Origin of the sequence: Brevibacterium sanguinis (assembly GCF_003315415.1) — a bacterium.
GTDB lineage: Bacteria > Actinomycetota > Actinomycetes > Actinomycetales > Brevibacteriaceae > Brevibacterium > Brevibacterium celere_A.
The window spans coordinates 94372-116006 of record NZ_QNSB01000012.1; the positions used below are offsets into that span (position 1 = coordinate 94372).

The following is a 21635-nucleotide window of genomic DNA, read 5'->3' on the forward strand; positions in this document are numbered from 1 at the left end:
GCTCGACATGATAGCAGTACGCTATTGCCATGAATCTCGAGCAGCTCGCGAGCTTCGTCGAAGTCGCCGAGACCGGGCATTTCACGAAGGCCGCTGCCAACCTTCACCTGGCACAACCGTCGCTGAGCCGGCAGATCTCCACCCTGGAGAAGGAACTCGGCGCCACGTTGTTCACGCGCGCTCGTGGACACATCGGTCTCACCGACGCCGGCGAGACCCTCCTGCCGACGGCCCGCCGGATGCTCGCCGACGCGGAATCGGTCCGGCTCGACATGGCCGAGCTCGCGGGCCTGCGCCGCGGGCGCATCCGCCTCGGTGCCACTCCGACCCTGTGCGTGAGCCTCCTCGCCGAGGCGATCGCCCGGTTCCACGCCGAGCACCCGGGCATCGACCTCGTGCTCATGGAGAAGGGCTCGCGCGAGCTCATCGGCGCCCTCGGGGCCGGTCAGCTCGACCTGGCGCTCGTCACCCGGACCCTCGACGCGGGGACGCTCGGCCCGAGGCTGAGGACCCGGGGCCTGCTCGCCGAGGACCTCGTCGTGGTCTGTGCGACCTCCTCGGTGCTCATCGAGGGCGACGCCATCACCCTGGCGGACGTCGCCGCCCTCCCCCAGGTCGCCTTCCATCACGGGTACGACCTGCGGGCGGCCACCTCGGCGGCCTTCGAGGCGGCCGGGCTCGAGCCGGCGATCGTCGTCGAGGGGGCGGAGATGGATGCGGCGCTGCGTTTCGTCGAGCGCGGCATCGGCGTCGCGATCGTCCCGGCGATGGTGCTCGTCGACCGGCCGGGCCTGCGCTCCGCGCAGCTGCTGGCGCCGAGCCTGTCGCGGACGGTGAGTCTCGCCGCCCGCGCGGACGTGCGGGCGACGGCGGCCGCCTCGGCGATGGAGGACAAGATCCTCACGACCGCGCGGGCGCTCAGCTCGGAGGACGCGGGGTTGGCCGACTACGTGCGGCTGGTGCGGTAGGGGCTCGGGCTCAGGACTCGAGCGGCGAAGTCGTTCGCCGTGGCGACGCGATTCCCGGCGGCGGCATGAGTGGGGTCGATCGCGCCGCGCTGCCCCTGGACACACCCGGGCACCGTGCGTAGCGTTTGGGTATGGGTGATCAGAATCGTGAAGTCCACAACGACAGCATGGACGAGGACACCGTCGAGTCCCCGAGCAGCGAGACCGAGACTCGGCAGCGGCAGGACAAGCCGGGCGACAGCTCGACTCTGCGGGAGCCCGATGTCAACGACGAAGCCGTGAGGAACGAGCCCGGGACGGGCGGACCCGACGATGCCGGTGACGTCGACACCGACGACATCGAGTACCACCCGAAGGGCCGACCGGAGGAGTGAGGGTGTCGGCCCGGCGGGTGAGGGCTGTCGGGCCGGGAGACTGAGGTCGGCACCGCCAGATTCGGAAACACCGAAATCGGAAACTGCGAGGGCCCCGAGGAGATGAACTCTCCTCGGGGCCCTCGTGGCTTTGCGACAGCAGCCGCCGGACTTGATTCTCCGGTAGGTAAGTGTCGAAAACTGGCGCGCTTTTCGACCCTTAGCTCCCTGGAAATCCTGACGGTCAGCTGCCGGGCTTGTCTCCGCGGTCGCCGTCGGTGTCGGCACCGGCGGGGCCGTTCCCGGTGCCGGGCAGGCCCTGGGTCTTGCGGCGCATGAGGAGGACGACGATGATGATGATCGCCAGGCCGCCGACGGCGAGCAGCACGATCATCGGCGTCGACATCCCGGATTCGCCTCCGGTCGATTCGCCGATCTCTCCGCGGTCCTCGACCTCCTTGCCCGGTTCGTCGACGACCGCTCCACCGAGTCCGGCCTTCGTCGACTGCTCGACGGAGCCTCCGGCGCCCTCGGCGTCGTTGATGGTGAAGCCGTACTCGCCGGAGATCGGGTGCCCGTCGGAGGAGACGACCCGCCAGATCACGGTGTACTCGCCGGGCTTGAGGTTGTCGGGCAGGGCGACGGTGAGCTTGGTGCCGTCGACGGCGAGCTCACCTGCGGAGACGTCGGTCCCGTCGATCTCGACCTTGACCTCGCTGCCGACCTCCTGGACTTCGCCGGAGAACGTCATCTCGATCCACTCGGGCTGCTGATCGAGCTTCGCGCCGTCCTCGGGGTTCGAGGACACGAGCTGATCGTGGGCGCTCGCGGGGGCGAACGCGAGAACGCTCATGGCGGCGACGAGCAGGGCGACGAAGCCGAGCCTGAGAGCGGACCATTGGGTGCGAGTCATGGGGATTCTCCTTACGACGGTTGCCTCGAGTCTACGTTCACCAGTGCCGCGTGCCGCGGAGCACGCCGGGAGTGAACGGCATGATCTCAGTATCGCCGAGTTCCCACGCCCACCTGCCCGCGGGGCCTGTGATTCCCGGCACGACCCGTCCATTGTCCCAGGGATTTCTTCGAGTTCATTGAGCCGGTGAGGACCGGTTTCCGCCCCGCTCGCCGAGGCGGCCGCGATACTGTTGCACCATGACTTCCGAAACGACGAGCGCCCCCGCGCCCACGGCCCCGAGCACCACTTCGGCGTCGGCACCGACGCCGGCCCTCACCTCGGCGAGGCCTCAGGACGATCTCTACTGCCACGTCAACGGCGAGTGGATCGACACGTTCACCATCCCCGACGACCGTGCCGGCGACGGCGCGATGCGCGAGCTCTTCGACACCGCCGAGACCAAGGTCCGCGACATCATCACCTCCGTCTCCGAGACCGAGCAGGAGCCCGGCAGCGAGGGCCAGAAGGTCGCCGACCTCTACTCCTCATTCATGGACCTCGAGCGCATCAATGCGCTGGGCACCACTCCCCTCGACCCGATCTTCGAGGCCATCGACGCCGCCGAGGACAAGTCCGAGCTCGCCGCCCTCCTCGGCCGCCTCGAGACCGAGGGCATGGGCGGGCTGCTCGGCGGTTACGTCACCGCCGACGCGAAGAACTCCGAGATCTACGCCCTCTACCTCGTCCAGGCCGGCATCTCCCTGCCCGACGAGGACTACTACTTCAACGACGACCACGCCGAGGTGCGCGTGAAGTTCGTCGAGCACGTCAAGAAGATGTCGCGCCTCGGCGAGATCGGCGAGCGGGCGGGCATCCCCGACTCCGAGGTGGCCGCCAAGGTGATGGCGTTCGAGACCGCCCTGGCCCGCCACCACTGGGACCGAGTCGCCTGCCGCGATGCGGAGAAGACGTACAACAAGTACACGGTCGACGAGCTGCGCGAGCTCGGCCCCGAGTTCGACTTCGATTCCTGGTTCTCCACGCTCGCCGGCGACGTCGACGGCGGCCTCGACTCCCTCATCGTCTCCCAGCCCTCCTACGTCACCGGGATGGCGCAGGTGTGGGCCGAGACCGACATCGACACGATCAAGACGTGGCTGCGGTTCTCCGTCCTCTCCGACACCGCGACGCTGCTCACCGACGAGATCGTCGAGGAGAACTTCGACTTCAACTCCCGCACCCTCTCCGGCACGCCCGCACTGCGGGAGCGCTGGAAGCGCGGGGTCGGGCTCGTCGAGGGCCTCCTCGGCGAGGCGGTGGGCAAGCTCTACGTCGCGGCCGAGTTCCCGCCCGCGGCGAAGGCGGCGATCGACCACCTCGTCGACATGCTCATCAGGGCCTATGACAAGTCGATCACCGAGCTCGACTGGATGAGCGAGGAGACGAAGCAGCGGGCGCTGGTCAAGCTCTCGAAGTTCAACCCGAAGGTCGGCTACCCCGAGGTGTGGCGCGAGTACCCCGCCGAGATCTCCGCCGACGACCTCGTCGGGAATGTCCGTCGGTGCTCACGGGCCGAGCACGCCCGCCAGATCCGCCGGATCGGCAAGGAGATCGACCGCACCGAGTGGCTGATGACACCGCAGACGGTCAACGCCTACTACCACCCGGTGATGAACGAGATCGTGTTCCCCGCCGCGATCCTCCAGCCTCCCTTCTTCGACCCCGACGGTGACGTCGCGGCGAACTTCGGAGCGATCGGCGCTGTCATCGGCCACGAGATCGGCCACGGCTTCGACGACCAGGGGTCGCGCTACGACGGCGACGGCAACCTCGTCGACTGGTGGACGGCCGAGGACCGGGAGCGCTTCGACGAGCGCACGAAGGCGCTCATCGACCAGTACGAGGCACTCGTCCCGGTCGGGCTCGAGGCGCACCAGCACGTCAACGGAGCGCTGACCGTCGGTGAGAACATCGGCGACCTCGGCGGACTGTCGATCGCGTGGAAGGCGCTCGAGCTCGAGCTCGGCGGGACGCCGGACGCCGAACAGTCACGCTCCTTCTTCGAGGCGTGGGCGAAGGCGTGGCGGTCGACAATGCGCACCGAGGAGCGCGTGCGCCGGCTGAGCATCGACCCGCACGCGCCGGAGGAGTTCCGCTGCAATCAGGTCGTGAAGAACATGACCGCGTTCCACGACGCCTACGGGGTCACGGAGTCCGACGGCATGTACCTCGCCCCCGAGGCTCGCGTCACCATCTGGTAGCGGGCACAGCGGGCAGCCGCCTGGGCAGGCTGCGGGAGCTGCGGGCAGCCGCCTCGGCACGCCGGGCGGACTGCGGGCGCTGCCCCGCGAGCGCGCTGCTCCAACAACTTGGAGGCGGCCCGGCACCCTCGCGCGAGGGTGCCGGGCCGCCATCGTGTGTCTGGGGCGGGTTGACGGCGCGGGTCAGCGGTGGCGGCTGACGAGGGTCGCCACCCGGTAGGAGAACTCCTGCCAGCTCCTCACCTCGGCGCCGGAGGCCATGGCCGCCTCGAAGTCAGCGCTGTCGGTGAACTCCGAGTCCAGCGGCAGATCCTTGGGCAGCTCGAGGTAGCTCAGCCCGCTCTTGTCCGTGCGGACGACGTCGAACCCGGCCTCCGTCGGCGCGAGCTCCGAGCTCATGACGACGAGCAGCCGATCCTCGGGCACGTCGTGGACGGGTTCGACGCCATCGTGGTAGCCGAGGAGCTCCCGCACCTCCTTCTGGGCGGTGATGACGAAATCCGCGAACGCGCCGATCCCGACGACCGGGATCCGCGAGGTCAGCGCATCCGCCGAGACCCGGATCAGCCGGGAGCGCGCCTTGCGCCCCAGCGGGGTGAGCTCCCGGCCCGACAGGGCGAGGCCGTCGTAGCCGACCAGCGGCGGGTCGTCGTTGTCGCGGACCGGGTTGAGGACCCTCGCGTCGAGGCCGAACTCCTCGTACCAGTCCTCGGTCGGGTCCGGCGCCTGCTCGTCCCAGCACGTGTAGAGCAGGAACGGCGTGTTCACCCCGTTCTCAGAGAGGTAGAACGGCGGCCGCTGCTCGCCGGCGGTGACGGGGAACGGCACGACGTTGCCCTCGACCGGGGCCGGGCAGGTCGCGAACGCCGTGAAGGCGCAGGGATAGTTGACGGCGCGGTTGAAGTCGACGATGACCGACCCGTCATGTCCGGGGATCCCCAGGTCGACCGTGCGCCACGCCGAGGTGGTCCGCCCGTTCGTCGGATCGTGGAAGTTGATGTGCAGCCCGGTCTCGGGGTTGCCGGTGGCCAGCAGGCGCACCGGGCCGTGCTCGGTCTCGAAGCTCACCTCGCCGACGACCTCGGTGCGCAGCTTGACGTCGTCCTGCGCGGAGTCGATCGTGCGCTCCTCGGGCGAGTCGAAGGGCGTGAATGCGCCGAGGAAGACGAACGACCTGTCATGCTCGAAAACGGGAACCTCGAAGAACTTGCCGAGCAGCGGCGACTTCGCGTCGCGGATGCGGATGCCCAGACGCCCGCCGCGTTCGATGAGCTCGTAGAGGACATGGCCGACGGTGAACCAGTCGAGGGAGCCGCCCGGCGGCAGCTTCGCGCTGAAGCCGCGGGACTCGACCCGCACCTGGGGAAGCTCGATCGTCGAGGTGTCGCTCGCGGCGTCGGAGCCTCCGCGCGCATCGCCTCCGCGGGCCTCAGCGGCACTCGCCCCCGCCTCGGCGTCGGTGCCAGGGGAACCGGGAGTCGGCGTGGGGTTCGCGTCGCGGGTGCCGGCGGGACCACGGGTCTCGGGGGTCGCCTCGGCGGCGTGGCTGAGGAGGTCGAGCGTCGCGGCGGCGGGACCGGCGGTGGTGCCCGGTGTGAGGACGACGGTGACCCAGCCGTCCTCGACGGTGAACTCACCCGGCGCCCCCGGCCAGGTCGCGGCTTCGTCGAGCCAGTGGAGCCCGGTGACGGACAGCCATCCGAAGGGGGTGGCCAATGCGGAGTTCCGGGAATCTCGCCAGGTGTTCCATTCGGCTACGAACTGGTCCACGTCGAATCCTCCTTGCGCTCGGGCTCGGACTTGCGGGCTGGTGCAAACGATAGGCTGGGAAGATGAGTACAGCTTCCAAGAACTCGCAGTCGTCGGCACAGGCAGCTGCCGATCTGTCCGACTTCGTCAGCTCCTCGCCCAGTTCCTATCATGCCACCGCCACGGCGGTGGCCCGGCTGGACGCGGCGGGTTACACGGTACTCGACGAACGGGAGAAGTGGGCCATCGAACCAGGTGGCGGCTATTGCGTCATCCGCGACGGGGCGATCATCGCCTGGCGTGTCCCCCGCGAGATCGACCGCGCGTCCGGATTCCGCGTCTTCGGCTCCCACACCGACTCCCCCGCATTCAAGCTCAAGCCCGGCGGGGAGTTCGACGCCGAGGGCGTGCGGCAGGTCGGCGTCGAGATCTACGGCGGGCCGCTGCTCAACTCCTGGCTCGACCGTGAGCTCGCGTTCGCCGGGCGCCTCGCCCTCGCCGACGGCTCCGTGGTCCTCGCCCGCACGTCCGAGATCGCGCGCATCCCGCAGCTGGCCATCCACCTCGACCGGCAGGTCAACGACGGTCTGAGCCTCGACAAGCAGCGCCACACCGCGCCGATCATCGGGTTGTCCGACCTCGCCGAATCCGACATCATCGAGATCGTCGCCGCCTCCGCCGAGGTGGACCCCGAGCTCGTCGTCGGCCACGACGTCTACACGATCCCCGTCCAGGAGCCCGCGCTCTTCGGCGCCCATGAGGAGTTCTTCGCCGCGCCGAGGCTCGACAACCTGCTCTCGGTCCACGCCGGCGTCACCGCGATGGAGTCCCTCGATCCGGACGGGCTCGAGTCGATCGCGGTCTTCGCCGGATTCGACCATGAGGAGATCGGCTCGAACTCGCGCTCGGGCGCGTGCGGGCCGTTCCTCGCCGACATCACCGAGCGCATCCACGGCTCCGTGCACCCCGACGCGACGCGCAGTGACTACCTCGCGCTGCTCGCCGGGTCCGTGTGCGTGTCCTCCGACGCCGGTCATGCAGTCCACCCCAACTATCCGGAGCGGCACGACCCGCATGTCCGCCCCCGCCTCGGCGGAGGACCCCTGCTCAAGCTCAACGCCCAGCAGCGCTACGCCACCGATGCCGTGGGCACGGCCGTGTGGGCGCGGGCGTGCGCCGCGGCCGGGGTCGAGTCCCAGGACTTCGTGTCGAACAACGCGATGCCGTGCGGGTCGACGATCGGCCCGCTCACCGCGACCCGGCTGGGCATGACGACCGTCGACGTGGGACCGGCCCTGTACTCGATGCACTCGGCGCGGGAGATGTGCGCGATCAGCGACGTCGTCGCCCTCGGCGCCGCCGCGAAGGCGTTCCTCCAGGGGGCGTGAGCAGATCCGACGCGGGGCGGCGCCGCTGGGGCGGCGGAGACGTCATCTGAGTCTCGTCGAGCCATGGCCGCGCGGAGGTTCGATCGGTATGTTCGGACCCATGGAAGACAGGTCCCGCGAACCACTCGACTCAACTCGCATCAGCGATCAGCCGTCGCTTCGACGTTCGTCCGGTACTGTCTGGATTGTTGCCGGCGGGTTGTTCCTCGTCGTCGTTGCCGCCGTGCTGGCAGCGATCCTCGTGTCCGGTGGCCCAGCGGTGCCGTACGCGATCGCGACACTTGCCCTGGCAGCAATTCTGTATCTTGTCCTGCTCCTTGCCCGTTTCGCCATCAGGCCGGGAAGGGTCCGGCTGCAGGTCATGGCCGGCTCTATGATCTGCATGGCTGTCGTTTCGATCGTCGGGCTCCTGTTGTGCGTGGGAGCCGAATCGGGTGGGGCCTGAGACTCCCGGATGCCGATGGCGAACAGTTCGCCTCGAGCCCGTTGGTCCCCCTCGTCGGCGACCTGAATCGGCTGCGAGCTCTCCCGGTCAAGACTTCAGCGAATCAGCCATGTTCCCACGCATAGCTGTTTCACCGAAGTCTTGACCGAGATCGCAGCGCAGTTCGAGAGGGCGGCTCAGCGCCCTGCCCTTCTTGACGCTCTCGAGGCTGCTTACTTCTGCAGCTCCTCGAGGGCCTTCTGCGAGCCCGGGTGGAGGGTGATCGGGTCGGGCGCCTCGGCGGTGTCGACGTTGATCTCCTTCGCCGCGGCATGGACCTTCTCGAGCTCGGCCTTCTGGTCGAAGATGAGCTTCGTCAGCGCGCAGGCCGTGCCCTCGTCCATGTCGTTGCGGACCATGAGGACGTTGGGCGTGACGATGGTCTCGACCGCGCCGGCGCCCTTGTAGGTCTCGGCCGAGATCTCGGCGACCTCGTAGACCGGGTTGATCTCCTTCATCGGCGCCTCGAGATCGGAGATGTCGAGGAGCTCGACATCATTGCCGTTCGAGGTGAACAGGTCGGTGACGCCCGCGGTGGGCAGGCCGCCGGACCACACCATGCCGTCGATCGTGCCATCCTTCATCCCGTCGACGGTCTTCGACAGGTCGAGGCGCTGCGCCGTGACGTCGCCCTCTTTGAGCCCGGCGGACTCGATGAGCCGGTTGGCGATGACCTCGGTGCCGGACTTGGGCGAACCGGTCGAGATCGTCTTGCCCTTGAAGTCCTCGATCGAGTCGATGTTCGCGTCCTTGCGGACGATGACATGGGTGAAGTTGTCGTAGATCCTCGTCAGGGCGGAGAGCTCCTCCGGCTGCTCGAAGGAGCCGTTGCCACTCACGGCGTCGGCCGCGGTGTCCGCCAGGGAGAAGGCGATGTCGTAGTCGCCGCTGGCCAGCTGCTGGAGGTTCTGCACGGAGGCGCCGGTCTCGGCCGCGGTGGCCTTGAGCTCGGTGTTGCTCGAGATCACCTGCGCGAGACCGCCGCCGAGCACGTAGTACACGCCCGTCGAGTTGCCCGTCGCGATGGTGATCTGACCCGATGCCGCGGTGCAGCTGTCGCCGCCCTCGGCCGCCGGCGTGTTCTCCCGCTTCCCGCCGCACGAGCTCAGCGCCAATGTGGCGGCGAGCGCGATCGCCGCGGTCGTGAACATCCTTGTCCGTTTCATGTGCTTCGTCCCTTTCTCTCTCAGCCGGTGCTCCGGCCTCGCTCGTTGGTGGTTGAGGTGGTGGTCAGTGGTGTCGCGTCCGGTCGCGGGTCACGTCGTGGCCAGGGGTGTCGCGTTGGGCGCGGCCGGGTCGGGCTTGCGGCGCAGGATGAGGTGGACGATGACGGCGAGCACGAGCGCGCCGAACCCGATCATCATCGACAGGGGCTGCAGGTAGAGCAGAGCGCAGGCGGCGACGAAGCAGAGCACCCGCTCGGGCCAGCCCGCCCGGCGGATCATCCACCCTCCGGCGCCGGCGGCGAGAGCCGCCACGGCACAGGCGGAGACCGCCCCGGTCCACACCGCTCCGAGGAACCCGCCCTGGGCGACGAGGTTCGCGCCCTCCGGCGTGAAGGTGAACGCCAGCGGTACGAGGAATGCGGGGATCGCGTACTTGCACGCCTGCCACATCGTCGCGATGACGCGGCCCCCGGTGATCGCCGAGGCGGCGACCGCGGCCAGAGCCGTCGGGGGTGAGACCTCGGAGAGCACGGCGTAGTAGAAGATGAACATCGCCGCGGCCGCCTCGGGGACCCCGAGGGTGATGAGCGCGGGCCCGACGATCACCCAGCTGATGATGAACGAGGCGGTCACCGGCACCGCGAGACCGAGCACGGTGACCGCGACGGCCGCGAAGATGCAGGTGAAGACGATGACGGCGGTCGGGTTGTCGGAGATCGCCTGCGCCCCGCCGATGAGGATGTCGGAGATGACCTGGCCGAGGCCGGTCTTCGTGATGGTCGAGACGATGATTCCCGCGGCCGCACACACGCTGGTCACCGGCAGGGCCGAGCGGATGCCGGTCGACAGGGCGGAGAAGATGACGTCCCAGACCGTCGCGAGGATCGTGCCCGGCTCGTCTCGGCGGCTGAGGACGATCTCGATGATCCCGAAGCCGATGCCGACGAGGGAGGCGTAGACGACCGCTTTGAAGGGCGCCATGCCCATCGCGAGGAACACGACGATGATGCCGAGCGAGATGAAGTGGTAGAAGCCGTTCTTGAGGATCGGCCACGAGCGCAGACCGGCAGGAGGCTGGTAGTCGACCTCGATCTTGCGGGAGTCGATCTCGATGGCGAGGAAGATGCCGAGGTAGTAGAGGAGGGTGGGCACGACCGCCCAGAGCAGGACGAGCCCGTAGGAGACGTTGAGGAGCTCGGCGATGATGAAGGCCGCTGCGCCGAGTGTCGGCGGGGAGAGGATCGCGCCGATGCCCGAAGCGGCGAGCATGCCGCCGGCGTTCTCCTTCGGGTAGCCGGCCTTCTTGAGCACCGGCCACGTGACCGCGCCGAGCGAGACCGCGGTGGCCGTGCCCGATCCCGAGACCGTGCCGAGGAGGAACCCGGAGAGCGCGACCGTCCGGCCCGGAGCGGCCTTCGACTTCTTGAACAGGGAGAAGCTCAGTTCGATGAAGAAGTTCGCCGCCCCGGTCTTGTCGAGGACGGCCCCGTAGATCGTGAACAGGACGATGTAGGTGGCGGCGACGTCGAGGGGGATGCCGTAGAAGCCGCTCGCGTCGTTGTAGAGGGCGTTGACGATCTGGTCGAAGTTCTGGCCCGCATGGGAGCCGGGCCAGCCGATCGGGATGTACGCCCCGTAGTAGCTGTAGAGGAAGAAGAAGACGCAGAAGAGGGGAAGGATGATCCCGGTGGTGCGCCGCGTCGCCTCAAGGATGAGCAGCAGCAGGATCCCGCCCATCGTGACGTCCAGCGTCGTCAGGGAGCCCTGCCGGTTGAGGAACTCGTTGAAGCCGCCGGAGAAGAACGGCAGCACGGGGTAGGCGCAGGTGAGGAACGTGAGGACGACGAGGATCCAGTCGATGATCGACGGGTTGTCGTTCGCTCGCGCGTTGTCCACCGGCTTCCTGGAGAAGCCGGGCCGGTAGCAGATGAACACGAGCGGCAGGACGAGGGCGAGGAACCACATGAGGTAGTACTGATTACCCTGCTCGAGCGGGAAGAACACCTGGTTGAGCACGTAGAGCGAGATGAGGAAGCAGACGATGCTGACACCGAGGTCGAGGCGGCGGGTGAGGCTGCGCTGCGGCAGCTCCTCGTCGTACTGTGCGATCAGTTCGTCGACGTTCGCCTTCGGCAGCGGCGTGTCGGCGGACGCAGCTGGTGGTCGTGCAGACATCGGTGTCCCTTTCAGCGGCATTCTGTCCGGTCCCACGGCACTCGGGGCGAGCCCCGCACGGCGAGTCCTCAATCGATGTCACAGGGCCCGGACCGGGAGCTTCATCCCCGAAGCGCAGGGCCCGGGAGTGAACTCACTCACACTATAGCCATCTGCGGCACCGATCGAACTTCTGGTCGGTAAACCTGCCGAAAGTCCCGGAGAATGGGAGATCCCCCTCCTGACCGGTCGGAGTCGGACCGGTCAGGAAGGGGACCTCGCTCGCGTTCACTCGGCGACGCTCACCTCGGCGGGCGGGGCCGGCGGCGCTCACGTCGGCGAGCGGGCCACGATCGAAGCGGGCCACGATCGTTCCGGGGCCACGCTCGGTCCGGGGACGGACACTCACCTCGCGGCGCGGCGTTCGTACTGCACCCGCGCCCAGACGTAGCCGAGCACCCCGAGGCCCGCGCACCAGAGGAGGGAGACCCACCAGTCGGCGCCGATCTCGGTGCCCATGAGCAGTCCGCGGACGGTCTCGATGATCGGGGTGAAGGGCTGCACCTCGGCGAAGGTCTGCATCCACCCGGGCATCGTGTCCGTCGGCACGAAGCCCGACCCGACGAACGGGAACATCATGACGATCATCGGCAGGTTGGAGGCCGCCTCGACGGATTTGGCCTGCACGCCCATCGCCACGGCCGGCCAGCCGAGGGCGAGCAGCAGCACGAGGACGAAGCCGGCGAGCGCGAGGTAGTCGAGACCGTCGGCCGACGGGCGGAACCCGAGCGCGACTCCGACGAGGAGGATGACGACCACGGCGAGGAACTGCTGGATGCCGTTGCCGATGACGTGGCCGGCGAGGACCGAGCCGCGGGAGATCGGCATCGAGCGGAATCGGGAGACTATGCCCTCGTTCATGTCCTGGGAGACTGAGAGCGCGGTCAGCTGCATCCCGCCGGCGATCGTGAGCACGAGCAGTCCGGGCACGAGGTAGTCGAGGTAGTCGCCCGAGTCCCCGCCGATGCCGCGGCCCAGCGTTCCGCCGAACACGTAGACGAAGAGGAGCAGGAGGACCAGCGGCATGCCGACGATGTAGAAGAACACCGGGTAGCGCAGCCCGTGGACGAGCTGACGCTTGACCATGATCCAGGTGTCGGCGATCGTGGACGCCGATGTCTCGTGGTGGCCTCGGGTCGGTGCGTCCGCCGGTGGGCGGTCGTGGCGGGCAATGGTGGTCATCGTGAGATCTCCTTGTCGGTGCGAGCGTCGGGGATGGTCGCGTCGATTCCGGCTGCCGGCGCCGAGGCGGTTGCAGTGGCGGGTGCCTCGGTCTCCTCAGCGACGGTATGGGCGGTCGTGTCGTTTCCTGATTCCGGGCGGTGTCCCGTCAGCGCGAAGAAGACATCGTCGATGCCGGGCGAGACGACACTGAGATTGCGCGGTTCGATCCCCTCTCCCTCGAGGCGCGTGAGCAGATGCCGGATGTGCTTGACGCTGCCGTCGCCGGGGACGTCGAGGCTGAGCTCGGCCGCCTCGGCGGAGGCATCGGTCCAGAGGCGGCGAGCACGGTCGAGGTCGTCGCCGGTCGCGAACTCGAGGCGCACGTGCCCTCCCGGCATCTGCCGTTTGAGCTCGGCAGGCGTGCCCTCGGCGACGATCCCCCCGTTGTCGAGCATCGCGATCCGGTCGGCCAGGACATCGGCCTCCTCCAGGTACTGCGTGGTGAGGAAGATGCCGATGCCGTCGGCGACGAGTTCGCCGACGATGTCCCACATCGTTCTCCGGCTGCGCGGGTCGAGGCCGGTGGTCGGCTCGTCGAGGAACACGAGGCGGGGTCGGGCGATGAGCGTCATCGCGAGGTCGAGCTTCCGGCGCATCCCGCCCGAGTAGGTGGACGCGACCTTCTTCCCCGCCTCGGCGAGGTCGAAGCGGTCGAGCAGCTCATCGACTCGTGACCGCTGTTCGGCCTTCGGCACATGGGTGAAGGCGGCCATCATCGCCAGGTTCTCCCGGCCGGTAAGCAGGCCGTCGACCGCGGAGAACTGACCGGTGACGCCGATGAGCTCGCGCACCCGCGTCGCCTCGGTGACGATGTCATGGCCGAAGACGTGCGCCGAGCCGGAGTCCGGACGCTGCAGCGTGGACAGGATGTTCACCGTCGTGGTTTTCCCGGCACCATTGGGGCCGAGCAGGGCGAAGACCTGACCTCGGGGGATGCGCAGGTCGATCCCGCTGAGCACCTGCTTGGAGCGATAGGACTTGGTCAGTCCCGTGGTGTGAATCGCCAGTTCGGACATCGGATTCTCCTGATTCTCGACCACTGCGGGTCGGCTGGTCGCACTGCCCGGTCCCCGATTTTCGGGCGCACATGATCCAGGCCTGTGCTGTGGTGACTTGTGTCGACGGTTCGACATGCCGTCGGGGGTGACGTGTCGCCGCTTCAGCGCCCTGCGGAGTTCGGGCGCCGCGGGCGTTGGATTCGCCAGTCCGCGGCCTCAGACCGTGGGGTTCGGTTCGGGCGCCGCGGGCGGGCGCGGGTTACGTCCGACGCTGAGCCGGACCCGGCCGTTCGGCTCAGCCGGCGCGACTGATGATGATGTCGCCGAATTTCGTGGAGGCGTGGACTTCGACGGGCAGCTCGTCATCGGCGGGTCCTGCGCCCGATTCCAGATCGGTGCGCACGACGCCGTTCTTCGAGTCGGCGTCGACCCACACCGGCGCCCCCGAGGCGACGCCGACTTCGATCGTGCCGAACCCGGTGTCGAGGTGCACGATTCCGCCGCTGACCCTGCCCAGCCGCACCGCGCCGTGGCCGGTGCGGACTCGCATCTCGCCGCTCACCTCCCCGATGTGGACTCCACCGGTGGCCGTGACGAAGTGAGCGGTCCCTCGCAGGTGCCCGACGCGGATCGAGCCGTGACCGGACTTGATCCGTGCGCTGCCGCCGATGGCACCGAGTTGGATCTCGCCGCTCGACTGCTGCACCTCGACGTCACCCGTGACCTCCTCGGCGATGATGCTTCCGTGACTGACCTTCGCGGTGAGGGACGCAGTGGTGTCACTTCTGACATCACCCGCGGCGATCTTGACGTCGACGTCACCGAGGCGGTTCCTCAGGCTGAGCGAGCCTGCCGAGATGACCGCGCTCAGGTGCGTCCCCGCAGGGACCTCCATCTGCACATCCACCGATCCGGGGGTGCCGATGAGCAATCGCCGCTCACCGACGATGTCGAGGCCGCCCGAGGTGGGCGACACCGACACTCGCTCGGCGGCGTCCCGGTCGCCGGATCTGTTCGGGTTCGAGGGTTCGACGCTGATCGCCACGTCGTCGCGGTCTGCGGCGGTCACCTGCACGGTGGCTGCCTGGATGTCGATCGTGATCGTGGCATCGTCGCTGATCGGAAACTGTCTCATCTCATCCATCCTGAAATCGTGTTGGAGCGCTGTCGTGACTTGCTGCGAGGCTCGAGGCCGGCCGCGATCGCCCGGACCAGCCAGGCGTTGAGGGAGATCCCCTCGGCTTTCGCGGCTCTCTCCGCCTGAGCCTTGATCGAGTCGGGCAGCCGCAGCGTGGTGCGGGAGGTGCTGTCGTCGTCCATGCCGATCGGGACGGGGCTCGCGCCACGGTCCGTCTCGTCACCCGCCCCGGACCCTCCACCGTGGCCGTCCGGCCCGGCGTCGGCGCTGCGGCTCGACGCGTCGCCGACGGGCAGTCCGTCGACGACGAAGTCGATGTCGCGACCGCGGAGGCGAACGTCGATCGAGGCGGGAGCGATGGCCGTCGTCAGTTCCGCGCTCGACTCCGCGAGCACGTCGAGGATGACGACTCGCGCCGCCGGTTCCAGTGCGGTGACGAGGCGGTCGGCCACTTCGCGAGTGGCTTCGTCCCCGGCCGCCGCTGTCGCGGTCAGTTGGTTCTGCAGCTGTTCGACATGGTGCGTGATGTTCATGACACAACTATGACACCATAATGGTGTCATCCGCAAGGGGTGTGACGTCATTATTTTCGGAGTTCCATCTCCAGCGGGTGTGAGCCGCAGCAGTCCTGTTTCCACGCACGCGGGCCAAGCCCATACCGGATGAGGGGCCTGACCCGAAGCCCGACCAGTCCGGCTGACAGACCTTCGGGCGGAGACGGGTCGCGAACTCTCCTGCGCCGGGTCCGCTCCTGTCGCGTACCATTCCTGGGATGAGTTCCCCACAGTCACAGCTCGCATCGACGCTGCGCAACCTCGACGGCCGAAGCTATGGGAATTACAAGCAGCTCCGCGGTCGGTACCGGTTCGGCCCTGTCACCCTGGTCATCGACCGCGTCCAGGTCGACCCCTTCGCCTCCCCGTCGAAGATCCGCGTGAGAATCGGCCGCGACGATGCCGCGTTCCCCGCTGACCTCACGACCGGACGCGCCGACCGGATCGCCGTGTCCGACTTCCTCCTCCGGCTCGGCAACGACGTCCTGGCGCGCCTCGAGCAGCGTGCGATCATCCTCGGTCGGCCCGGGCAGGAGATCCTCGACCGCAGCAATGTCGTCATCGACGACGCCGGATTCGAGGCGCGGCTGCTGGTCAACCTGCCCGCCCGGGGTCGGCGGATCCTCGGCCGCCAGGCCGCCGACATCCTCACCCGCGACCTGCCCGAGCTGGCCCGGGCGATGTTCCTCCACGGCGAGTGGCCCAGCGACACCTCCGACCCGCTTCCGACCGCCCTCCGGAACCACGTGCAGCTCCACCGGGATCAGCTGGAACTGCGCGAGCGCCTCGGCGAGGCCGGACTGCTCGGTTTCATCGGCAACGGTGCGATCCTGCCCCGGCGCTCCGGCGATTCGGATCTGCCGATGGACGCCGCCGACGCAGTCCCCTTCCGCAGTCCCACATCGCTCGAGCGCACGTTCACCCTGTCGAGCGGTCGCGAGGTGACCGGGATGGCGGTCCCCCGTGGTGTCACCGTCATCGTCGGCGGCGGCTACCACGGGAAGTCGACGATCCTGCGCGCACTCGAACGCGGCGTCTACCCGCACATCGCCGGGGACGGACGCGAATGGGTGATCACGGAGCCGACCGCCACCACCATCCGCGCCGAGGACGGGCGCGCGGTGACCGGCGACGACATCTCCCCATTCATCACCAACCTGCCATCCCGCACCGACACGAGATCCTTCACGACGACGAACGCGAGCGGGTCGACGTCGCAGGCGGCCAGCCTCGTCGAGGCGCTCGAGGCCGGCGCGCGCACGCTGCTCATCGACGAGGACACCTCGGCGACGAACTTCATGATCCGCGACGATCGGATGCGCGCGCTCATCCCCGCCGACCGCGAACCCATCACGCCGTTCGTCGATCGGGTGCGCCCGCTCTTCGCCCGCCGAGGCGTCTCCACCGTACTCGTGGCCGGTGGGTCGAGCGCGTTCTTCGAGGTCGCCGACCGCGTCATCGCCCTCGACGCCTACGTGCCCCATGACGTCACGGAGCGGGCGCACGAGCTCGTCGGCATCAGCGCGGCGGACCTCGATCCGGTCGAAGGTGCCGAGGTGGCCGATGTGGGCGGTGGTGTCGATGTCGGCACTGCCGGGCTCTTCGCGGACGCGCGGGAGAGAGTGCCGACCGCTCAGGCGCTGCGACCTGCCTCGAAGACGAAGTCGGCGAAGGCCAAGGGACTCGGTCAGGTCCAGTTCGGCAAGGCCGTCATCGACCTCGGCGCGGTCGCCCAGCTCGTCGATCCGCAGCAGACGAGCGCAGTCGCCGAGGCGCTCGAGTACCTGGCGGAGATCTTCGACGGGCGGTCGAGTCTCACCGAGGCGCTCGACGAGATCGAGGGAATGCTCGACGCCCAGGGCATCGACGGCCTGACCGGTCACCGCGACCACCCCGGGCACCTGGCCCGCCCGCGGCCCCAGGAGATCGCCGCCGCGCTCAACCGCTTCCGCGGTCTGCGCCTCGTCGAGTGACGCGCGCCCTCGAAGCTTGTTCACATTTGATGCAGTCATTCAGATTCAAATCCGAACAGCTGCATCAGATGTGAATCGAAGTTACGGCCTCTCGTTCACGAATCGAGCAGCTTCGCCAGCTCCTCGGTCGTGGTCACCGGCAGCGAGCATTCGGTCCCGCGGCAGACGATCGCAGCCCCGTCCGGCACGGCGACCTCATCCCCGTGCTCGTCCCTCACCCCGGTGGAGCTCACGAGCAGTGTGACGGCGGGGTGACGAGCCGCCACGGCAAGAAGGTCGGCATCCCGAGTGGCCACCCTCACCGGGGCAAGTGCACGTTCGGCCTGCCACAGAGCATGGCCGCAGCCCCGTGGAGCCCTCCCGGCGAGCGCCCGGTAGACGCCGAGGAGCCTGTCGCGGATCTGCAGGACCTGGCTCGTCGTCAGCGGTCCGTCGCTCCCGAGTTCCCCGAGGAGCAGCATCGCCTCGGCGGCTGCGGCCCGGCCGGAGGGCAGCGCATTGTCGACAGGGTCGGCGGTGCGTACAGCGAGAATCTCATCGCCCTGGGAGTCGAAGACCTCGAAGGAGTCCGACGACTCCTCCGCCCCGGTGCCTGCCGCAGCCGCACCCGCGACGCCGGCGGAGGTCCCCGCGAGTCCGGATGTGAACGTGGCGACCACCTCGGCGGCGAGCCTGCCGAGCTCCTGTCCGTCGAACGCGTCCTCGTCGACGAACAGCCTGCCTTCGATCAGTCCGACCTCCTGCAGCTGCCGCACAGTGATCCCTGCGGTGAGGAACTGCGCCCAGTCCGCCAGCCCGGGGAGACCGGGGCCAGGGACGCCGTCGGTGGAGCTCCGCTGGAGCCCGTCCCTCTTGAATGCCGTGTACGCGGTCTCCCACACAGTCGCCGCCGCAGCCGCCCAGGCAACCGCCCGCGTGGTGGTGTCGGAGTCCGTGTCGACCCCACGTCTGAAGGCCGCGCCACCTGCCAGCCCACCCACGTACAGTGCCGCCTCGGCGAGGGCGGTGGTCGCCAGGGAGTTCCATTCGGTGATGGTCTTCTCGTCGCGGGCGGGTGCCGGTCGCTCATCGAGGAGCTCTTTCAGACTGCTTCTCTGGGCGATGGTCGCCGGAGTGTCCCACGGTGCGGGGTGGTCCGCGTCGAGTGGTGCCTTATCGTCTCGGAGCCAGTCGATGATTCCCGTCGCCGCGACCACCGCGCCGGAGAGCTCTGCGCCGGCAGGAGAGTTGACCAACCCGAGCACACCGCCGGCGTTCGCCGGAAACTCCTCGGGTCGCACCGCATAGGCCGCACCTTCTTCGAGGACGCCCTCGGCGTTGAGCGAATCCGCGTCGAGCGCCGCGATGAACCGGTCTCCGCCCGCCGTCATGTCCGCGATGAGGAAGTACGCCGTGTCCTCGACCTCACGCTCGGCCAGGGCCGTCCATTTGGAATCGGGGTTGAGCGAGCGCTCGACCTTCGTCCACTGCACGGCCGCGCGCAGGTAGAGCGCATTGTCGTAGAGCATCTTCTCGAAGTGGGGGACGAACCACTGCCGGTCGACGCTGTAGCGCGCGATGCCGCCCCGCACCTGGTCGCGCATCCCGCCGCTGGCGATCCGCGCGAAGGTGTTCCGGACGGCGATGAGGCAGTCGAGGGCGAGCTCGCCGGTCAGGTGCCCGTCCGCCCCGAGGCGGTCGACGGCATCGGGGGCCAGCGCCTCCCGCACGCGGTCGCTGCCGTCGGGGGCGAGGGCCTCCCGCACGCGATCGCTGCCGGACGTCTCTCGCGTCGAGGTTTCCAGCTCACTCGTCGAGGTTCCCGACTCGCTCGCCGAGGTGCCTGACCCGGCCACCTCCGGCGTCGGCACGCCTGACTCCACCGCCTCGGCGCCCCGGCGCAGACGCTCGAACGTCGCCATGAGCTGCAGGAGGTTCATCAGCGGCGGGAACTTCGGAGCGCCGCCGAATCCGCCCCACGCCGGATCGTAGGAGTCGAGCAGCGTCGCGGCCGCCTCGTCGAGCTCGTCCGCGCGCAGCGACTCGCGCGTCGCCTCGGCGGGCAGCGCCTTCGTCACCGCCGTCGCCATCTCGGCCAGACCCCGGTCCATCCTCCGGGTCATCTCGTCGACCTCGGCGCGGCGGTCGGCCCAGGTCTCCGACACGGCCGTGAGCACCTGGGTGAACGAGGGCAGGTTCCCCCGCGGCGCGGGTGGGAAGTAGGTGCCGGCGTAGAAGGGGCTGCCGCCGGGCGTGGCGAAGATCGTCATCGGCCAGCCGCCCTGGCCGCGCATCGCCTGAAGTGCGTTCATGTAGTAGGAGTCGATGTCGGGCAGCTCCTCGCGATCGATCTTGATCGGGAGGAACCGTTCGTTGACGATGCGGGCGACGGCTTCGTCCTCGAAGGACTCGTGGGCCATGACGTGGCACCAGTGGCACGTCGAGTAGCCGATCGAGATGAGGAGGGGGACATCGCGGCGGGCCGCCTCGGCGAGGTTCTCCTTCGTCCACATCCGCCAGTCGACGGGATTGTCGGCGTGGGCGCGGAGGTAGGGGCTGGTGGATGACGCGAGTTCATTGGCCATGCTTCCAGCGTCTCACGGGAGGCAAGGGGCGTTGACCCCCTGTTGACCCCTTTGCCGTCCCTCACCACGTCGTCTCACAAGCCTCTCCATTGGGCGGGAACAGCCTGCTCCGGACCCGACGACCCGGGATATCCTGGCTGTACGGCTACGGGTGTCGTGGACCTGCGATCCGTCGCCGTCCAAGAGAAGGGTGGAATGATGAACGCGCACAACCCCGAAGAGATCTCGGTGCTCTCCGTCGAGGACTGCTGGAACTGCCTGCGCAGCACGGACATCGGATGTCTCGCCGTGGTCATCGATGATGGTCCCGACATCTTCCCGATCAACTACGCCGTCGACCACTCGGCGATCGTGTTCCGGTCCGGTGAGGGGACGAAGGTCGACGCGGTCCTGGAGAACCCGCGCGTCGCGTTCGAGGTCGACGGCTTCGACCCCGAGAACGACACCGCGTGGAGCGTGGTGCTCAAGGGCCGGGCCGCACCGATCAAGGACACCGACGAACTCCTCGACACCGTGTCCCTCGACATCTCCCCTTGGCAGGCCGGGCCGAAGAACCGGTTCATCAGGATCGTCGCCGAGGTGGTCACCGGCAGACGCTTCCGCGTGGCGGATTCGATGCTCTGGGACTCCTCCCTCAACACCGCGAACCGGGCCCCGAAGGAGTAGGACTCCGCGAACCGGGCCCCGAAGGAGTAGGACTCCGCGAACCGGGCGCCGCAAGAGCAGGGCCCGCGAACCGGGCGCCGAAGGAGTAGGGCCCGGACCTGCGGGAGGAGGTCCCCGCGGGAGGAGGCTCAGAAGTCCGCGATCATCCCGACGAGCCGGTCGGGAACATTGGTGATGATCCCATCGGCGCCGAGGTCGATCGCCCGCTCCATGTCCGCGGCCTCGTCGACGGTCCAGACCAGGCTCGACATTCCCAGCTCGTGGACGGCGTGGAGGAACAGGGCGTCGGCTTCGCGACGCTCGGGGTTGATCTGGTCGACCCAGCCGGCGAACCCGCGCAGCTCGTCCAGGCCCGGGCGGCCGAGCAGCCCGACGGGGATCTCCGGCGCGAGGACGTGGAGGTCCCGGATGAAGCCCCAGTCGGCGGACTGGACGACGAGCAGCCCTGCCGCCAGCGCCCGCTCGAGGTAGCCGGGTGCCGATTCGAACTCACGGACGATCGCCTCGGCGATGCCCGGGTACTGATGGGGGTGCTTGACCTCGAGGAGCAGTCCCGTGCGGGTCGAGTGGACGAGGGCGAGCACCTCGGCGAGGTGAGGGACCGCAGTCCCGGCGAAGGACGGGCACTTCCAGCCGCCGGCGTCGAGGACCGCGATCTCCTCGCTGGTGAACGAGGCGATCCGGTAGTCCTCACGGCCCGGGAACCGGGTGCGGGCATCGGTGGTGCGCTCGAGCGTGTCGTCGTGGATGACGATGAGCTCGCCGTCCCTGCTCATGTGCAGGTCGATCTCGATCATGTCCGCGCCCTGCTCGACGCCCGCCGAGAAGGCCGGCATCGTGTTCTCCGGGAACCGGGCGGAGGCGCCGCGATGGGCGATGACCAGCGGCGGCACGCGGGTGTGCACGGAGGCCGAGGTGTGCAGGTCGCCGCGCTGGGGTGCGTCGGGCACGGACTGGGTCAGGAGCGTGATGGGCATGGGGACTCCGACACCACCACGCGGGCGGTTGCCTGGGCGGCTGCGGCGGCGACTGTGTGGGAC

At 68.7% G+C, this 21635-nt stretch carries 17 protein-coding genes; 7 read left to right on the forward strand and 10 right to left on the reverse strand.

Going from position 1 to position 21635, the window contains the following annotated elements; genetic code table 11:
• Positions 1 to 29: 29 nt before the first annotated feature.
• Positions 30 to 968 (forward strand): LysR family transcriptional regulator, encoded by a 939-nt coding sequence (locus DFO65_RS14805; protein ID WP_113905221.1) that lies wholly within the window; start codon positions 30 to 32, stop codon positions 966 to 968.
• Between the two features lie 131 nt (positions 969 to 1099).
• Positions 1100 to 1342 carry a hypothetical protein gene (locus DFO65_RS14810; RefSeq protein WP_113905222.1) on the forward strand — a complete coding sequence of 81 codons (243 nt, stop codon included), beginning with the start codon at positions 1100 to 1102 and terminating at the stop codon, positions 1340 to 1342.
• Between the two features lie 223 nt (positions 1343 to 1565).
• Here the strand turns inward: DFO65_RS14810 and DFO65_RS14815 are convergent, their stop codons facing one another.
• Entirely contained in the window at positions 1566 to 2234 is a 669-nt protein-coding gene (locus DFO65_RS14815; protein ID WP_113905223.1) for a copper resistance CopC family protein, read from the reverse strand.
• A 239-nt stretch (positions 2235 to 2473) separates the two neighbouring features.
• On the opposite strand from DFO65_RS14815, the gene DFO65_RS14820 reads away from it, so the two are divergent.
• Positions 2474 to 4477 carry a M13 family metallopeptidase gene (locus DFO65_RS14820; protein WP_113905224.1) on the forward strand — a complete coding sequence of 668 codons (2004 nt, stop codon included), beginning with the start codon at positions 2474 to 2476 and terminating at the stop codon, positions 4475 to 4477.
• Between the two features lie 183 nt (positions 4478 to 4660).
• Here DFO65_RS14820 and DFO65_RS14825 read toward each other — a convergent pair whose 3' ends face one another.
• Positions 4661 to 6247, reverse strand: a complete 1587-nt coding sequence (locus DFO65_RS14825; protein ID WP_245940807.1) for a DUF1684 domain-containing protein — start codon at positions 6245 to 6247, stop codon at positions 4661 to 4663.
• Between the two features lie 62 nt (positions 6248 to 6309).
• Between DFO65_RS14825 and DFO65_RS14830 the strand changes: the two genes are divergently transcribed.
• Complete coding sequence (locus tag DFO65_RS14830) at positions 6310 to 7614, forward strand: M18 family aminopeptidase (RefSeq protein ID WP_113905240.1); 1305 nt, start codon at positions 6310 to 6312, stop codon at positions 7612 to 7614.
• Between the two features lie 100 nt (positions 7615 to 7714).
• Positions 7715 to 8059 (forward strand): hypothetical protein, encoded by a 345-nt coding sequence (locus DFO65_RS14835; RefSeq protein ID WP_147233376.1) that lies wholly within the window; start codon positions 7715 to 7717, stop codon positions 8057 to 8059.
• A gap of 212 nt (positions 8060 to 8271) precedes the next feature.
• Here DFO65_RS14835 and DFO65_RS14840 read toward each other — a convergent pair whose 3' ends face one another.
• From DFO65_RS14840 to DFO65_RS14865, 6 genes are all read right to left on the reverse strand, one after another.
• Positions 8272 to 9264: a TAXI family TRAP transporter solute-binding subunit gene (locus DFO65_RS14840; protein WP_113905226.1), complete on the reverse strand. Its 993-nt coding sequence runs from the start codon at positions 9262 to 9264 to the stop codon at positions 8272 to 8274.
• Positions 9265 to 9354: 90 nt separating this feature from the next.
• Positions 9355 to 11439 carry a TRAP transporter permease gene (locus DFO65_RS14845; RefSeq protein ID WP_113905227.1) on the reverse strand — a complete coding sequence of 695 codons (2085 nt, stop codon included), beginning with the start codon at positions 11437 to 11439 and terminating at the stop codon, positions 9355 to 9357.
• Between the two features lie 384 nt (positions 11440 to 11823).
• A complete protein-coding gene (locus tag DFO65_RS14850) occupies positions 11824 to 12660 on the reverse strand; it encodes an ABC transporter permease (protein WP_113905228.1) in 837 nt (278 codons plus the stop codon).
• The gene (locus DFO65_RS14855) at positions 12657 to 13718 is read right to left on the reverse strand and encodes an ABC transporter ATP-binding protein (protein ID WP_113905241.1); all 1062 of its coding nucleotides are present in this window, start codon (positions 13716 to 13718) and stop codon (positions 12657 to 12659) included. Before DFO65_RS14855 ends, DFO65_RS14850 begins: the two co-directional genes overlap by 4 nt.
• A 277-nt stretch (positions 13719 to 13995) precedes the next feature.
• The gene (locus DFO65_RS14860) at positions 13996 to 14835 is read right to left on the reverse strand and encodes a DUF4097 family beta strand repeat-containing protein (protein ID WP_181778747.1); all 840 of its coding nucleotides are present in this window, start codon (positions 14833 to 14835) and stop codon (positions 13996 to 13998) included.
• The gene (locus DFO65_RS14865) at positions 14832 to 15371 is read right to left on the reverse strand and encodes a toxin-antitoxin system HicB family antitoxin (protein WP_181778748.1); all 540 of its coding nucleotides are present in this window, start codon (positions 15369 to 15371) and stop codon (positions 14832 to 14834) included. Before DFO65_RS14865 ends, DFO65_RS14860 begins: the two co-directional genes overlap by 4 nt.
• A 239-nt stretch (positions 15372 to 15610) precedes the next feature.
• Between DFO65_RS14865 and DFO65_RS14870 the strand changes: the two genes are divergently transcribed.
• A complete protein-coding gene (locus tag DFO65_RS14870; RefSeq protein ID WP_113905231.1) occupies positions 15611 to 17365 on the forward strand; it encodes an ABC-ATPase domain-containing protein in 1755 nt (584 codons plus the stop codon).
• Positions 17366 to 17460: 95 nt separating this feature from the next.
• Here the strand turns inward: DFO65_RS14870 and DFO65_RS17330 are convergent, their stop codons facing one another.
• On the reverse strand, positions 17461 to 19929 hold the full coding sequence (locus DFO65_RS17330) for a thioredoxin domain-containing protein (protein WP_245940808.1): 2469 nt from the start codon (positions 19927 to 19929) through the stop codon (positions 17461 to 17463).
• A gap of 195 nt (positions 19930 to 20124) precedes the next feature.
• Here DFO65_RS17330 and DFO65_RS14880 point away from each other — a divergent pair, with 195 nt between their 5' ends.
• Entirely contained in the window at positions 20125 to 20595 is a 471-nt protein-coding gene (locus DFO65_RS14880) for a pyridoxamine 5'-phosphate oxidase family protein (RefSeq protein WP_113905232.1), read from the forward strand.
• 128 nt (positions 20596 to 20723) lie between these two features.
• On the opposite strand, the gene DFO65_RS14885 is transcribed toward DFO65_RS14880, so the two are convergent.
• Entirely contained in the window at positions 20724 to 21572 is an 849-nt protein-coding gene (locus DFO65_RS14885; RefSeq protein WP_113905233.1) for a glycerophosphodiester phosphodiesterase, read from the reverse strand.
• Positions 21573 to 21635: the final 63 nt, after the last annotated feature.

Excerpts from the sequence above, each read along its gene's own strand:
- DFO65_RS14880 (WP_113905232.1), top strand. The coding sequence starts at position 20,125 with ATGATGAACGCGCACAACCCCGAAGAGATCTCGGTGCTCTCCGTCGAG.
- DFO65_RS14850 (WP_113905228.1), bottom strand. The coding sequence starts at position 12,660 with ATGACCACCATTGCCCGCCACGACCGCCCACCGGCGGACGCACCGACC.
- DFO65_RS14865 (WP_181778748.1), bottom strand. The coding sequence starts at position 15,371 with ATGAACATCACGCACCATGTCGAACAGCTGCAGAACCAACTGACCGCG.
- DFO65_RS14870 (WP_113905231.1), top strand. The coding sequence starts at position 15,611 with ATGAGTTCCCCACAGTCACAGCTCGCATCGACGCTGCGCAACCTCGAC.
- DFO65_RS14855 (WP_113905241.1), bottom strand. The coding sequence starts at position 13,718 with ATGTCCGAACTGGCGATTCACACCACGGGACTGACCAAGTCCTATCGC.
- DFO65_RS14860 (WP_181778747.1), bottom strand. The coding sequence starts at position 14,835 with ATGAGACAGTTTCCGATCAGCGACGATGCCACGATCACGATCGACATC.
- DFO65_RS14835 (WP_147233376.1), top strand. The coding sequence starts at position 7,715 with ATGGAAGACAGGTCCCGCGAACCACTCGACTCAACTCGCATCAGCGAT.
- DFO65_RS14815 (WP_113905223.1), bottom strand. The coding sequence starts at position 2,234 with ATGACTCGCACCCAATGGTCCGCTCTCAGGCTCGGCTTCGTCGCCCTG.
- DFO65_RS14805 (WP_113905221.1), top strand. The coding sequence starts at position 30 with ATGAATCTCGAGCAGCTCGCGAGCTTCGTCGAAGTCGCCGAGACCGGG.
- DFO65_RS14845 (WP_113905227.1), bottom strand. The coding sequence starts at position 11,439 with ATGTCTGCACGACCACCAGCTGCGTCCGCCGACACGCCGCTGCCGAAG.
- DFO65_RS14820 (WP_113905224.1), top strand. The coding sequence starts at position 2,474 with ATGACTTCCGAAACGACGAGCGCCCCCGCGCCCACGGCCCCGAGCACC.
- DFO65_RS14810 (WP_113905222.1), top strand. The coding sequence starts at position 1,100 with ATGGGTGATCAGAATCGTGAAGTCCACAACGACAGCATGGACGAGGAC.
- DFO65_RS14885 (WP_113905233.1), bottom strand. The coding sequence starts at position 21,572 with ATGCCCATCACGCTCCTGACCCAGTCCGTGCCCGACGCACCCCAGCGC.
- DFO65_RS14840 (WP_113905226.1), bottom strand. The coding sequence starts at position 9,264 with ATGAAACGGACAAGGATGTTCACGACCGCGGCGATCGCGCTCGCCGCC.
- DFO65_RS14830 (WP_113905240.1), top strand. The coding sequence starts at position 6,310 with ATGAGTACAGCTTCCAAGAACTCGCAGTCGTCGGCACAGGCAGCTGCC.
- DFO65_RS17330 (WP_245940808.1), bottom strand. The coding sequence starts at position 19,929 with ATGGCCAATGAACTCGCGTCATCCACCAGCCCCTACCTCCGCGCCCAC.